This window comes from Hansschlegelia beijingensis, from assembly GCF_045505405.1.
Lineage (GTDB): Bacteria > Pseudomonadota > Alphaproteobacteria > Rhizobiales > Methylopilaceae > Methylopila > Methylopila beijingensis_A.
Genome location: NZ_JBJKEX010000470.1, coordinates 1 through 1,871 on the forward strand (window position 1 = coordinate 1; position 1,871 = coordinate 1,871).

The window sequence follows — 1,871 nt, forward strand, 5'->3', positions numbered from 1 at the left end:
GGGCTCGTTTTGCAGCCGAACTCTTGCATAGCAGCATATGGGCGTAGGGCCGGCGCCCGCCGCGGCGCGCGGAGCGTCGAGCGCTATCCTGGTCTCGGCCATCTGAGATTTCCGTCGGTGAGAGAAGCGGGGCGGGCAGCGCCCGAAGTAATCCCCCGCCGGCCCTACGCCCATATGCTGCTATGCAAGAGTTCGGCTGCAAAACGAGCCCCTCCCGCCTTTGCCGGTCCCGGGCGCGATGCTAAGGACTGTCGCGATCGTCGCGCCGGCGCTCGCGCCGGCCCCGCCCGCCACCGAGGAAGGCCGTCCCGCCCATGCCGAAGATCAAAGTCGCCAATCCCGTCGTCGAGATCGACGGCGACGAGATGACCCGGATCATCTGGCAGGCGATCAAGGACAAGCTGATCCATCCCTACCTGGATCTGAACCTCGAATATTACGACCTCGGGGTCGAGAACCGGGACGCCACCGATGACCGCGTCACGGTCGAGGCGGCGGAGGCCATCAAGCGGGTCGGCGTCGGCGTGAAATGCGCCACCATCACGCCCGACGAAGCCCGGGTGAAGGAGTTCGGCCTCAAGAAGATGTGGCGGTCGCCGAACGGCACGATCCGCAACATCCTCGGCGGCGTGATCTTCCGGGAGCCGATCATCTGCAAGAACGTGCCGCGGCTGGTGCCGGGCTGGACGCAGCCGATCGTGGTCGGCCGCCACGCCTTCGGCGACCAGTACCGCGCGACCGACTTCCGCTTCCCCGGCAAGGGCAAGCTGACGATCAAGTTCGTCGGCGAGGACGGCCAGACGATCGAGCACGAGGTGTTCGACGCGCCTGGCTCGGGCGTCGCGATGGCGATGTACAACCTCGACGACTCGATCCGCGACTTCGCCCGCGCCTCGCTGAACTACGGCCTCAACCGCGGCTTCCCGGTCTACCTGTCGACCAAGAACACGATCCTCAAGGCCTATGACGGCCGCTTCAAGGACATCTTCCAGGAGATCTACGAGGCCGAGTTCAAGGACCAGTTCGAGGCCAAGAAGATCTGGTACGAGCACCGGCTGATCGACGACATGGTGGCGTCCGCGCTCAAGTGGTCCGGCGGCTATGTGTGGGCCTGCAAGAACTATGACGGCGACGTGCAGTCCGACACCGTGGCGCAGGGTTTCGGGTCGCTCGGGCTGATGACCTCCGTGCTGACCACGCCGGACGGCAAGATCATGGAGGCCGAGGCCGCCCATGGCACCGTCACGCGGCACTACCGCGAGCACCAGAAGGGAAAGGCGACCTCGACCAACTCGATCGCCTCGATCTTCGCCTGGACGCGCGGCCTCGGCCACCGGGCCAAGCTCGACGACAACGCCGAACTGAAGCGGTTCGCCGAGACGCTGGAGAAGGTCTGCGTCGACACGGTCGAAAGCGGCTTCATGACCAAGGATCTCGCGCTGCTGGTCGGCCATGAGCAGGGCTGGCTGACGACGCAAGGGTTCCTCGACAAGGTCGACGAGAACCTGCAGAGGGCGATGGGCTGAGCCAGCCGGCGTGCGGGGCTCCGGCCCCGCACGCTTCGACTGAAACTCGGCGCCACTGAACAAGCATTCATTCCTGTGGCGCGCGCCGCCACGAAATGACCTCAGAGCATTTAGGCGGGGTTCATCGCGGATAGGCTTTCATTGCTCGTGCGCCTCAATGAGTGCGCCAGAGTAAGGAGTGCATGCGATGGATCAGACGACCAAGCAGACCGCCCTCTTCTTCGGATTTCTGGCCGCCGCGATGACGCAGGTGTCCGCTGGTCAGGCCGCGCCCGCGGAGAGCGCGGATCCGTCGGCCGTTCACCGCAGCCTGGCGGCCGGCGACCGGCTCGGGCCCGATGCGTC

Annotated in this window: 1 protein-coding gene; it reads left to right on the forward strand. The window is 65.8% G+C overall.

Annotated features, from left to right (window positions below):
* The first annotated feature begins 314 nt into the window (after positions 1 to 314).
* Positions 315 to 1,526: an NADP-dependent isocitrate dehydrogenase gene (locus ACIKT0_RS17660; protein WP_407106649.1), complete on the forward strand. Its 1,212-nt coding sequence runs from the start codon at positions 315 to 317 to the stop codon at positions 1,524 to 1,526.
* The last annotated feature ends 345 nt before the right edge of the window (positions 1,527 to 1,871 follow it).

What these genes read in the sequence shown, in the direction of transcription:
- ACIKT0_RS17660 (WP_407106649.1), top strand. Translation starts at nt 315, where the DNA reads ATGCCGAAGATCAAAGTCGCCAATCCCGTCGTCGAGATCGACGGCGAC.